The sequence below is a fragment of the Streptomyces hilarionis genome, assembly GCF_024539675.1.
GTDB classification, from domain to species: domain Bacteria; phylum Actinomycetota; class Actinomycetes; order Streptomycetales; family Streptomycetaceae; genus Streptomyces; species Streptomyces hilarionis.
This window is the reverse complement of the sequence record NZ_JAHHIT010000905.1, coordinates 1-235: the sequence shown is the minus strand read 5'-3', so window position 1 is coordinate 235 and position 235 is coordinate 1. Positions and strand designations below refer to the sequence as shown.

Annotated in this window: 1 protein-coding gene; it reads left to right on the top strand. The window is 56.2% G+C overall.

From position 1 onward, the window contains the following. Window positions 1-235 (top strand): abortive infection family protein (locus tag KMS84_RS40745; protein ID WP_256921685.1); only part of this gene is annotated, 235 nt, incomplete at both ends.

Here is a 235-nt window from a genome sequence, read left to right as displayed (position 1 = left end):
ATTCCGTCCGCTTCTGGACTACGTTGAGAAGGGTGGTTCATCACCCGCGGACCATGTGGTTACTGGTGCGATTGAGCGGTTCGACTCTGAGCATGTGAGGGTTGCATGGACGAAATCGCTGGAGAGGTGTACCACAGATCCAGAAGGCGCAATCACCATGGCGCGGGCCCTTCTCGAATCTGTCTGCAAGCACATCTTGGAAGAAGCCGGGACTGAGTACGACGAAACGCCAGAC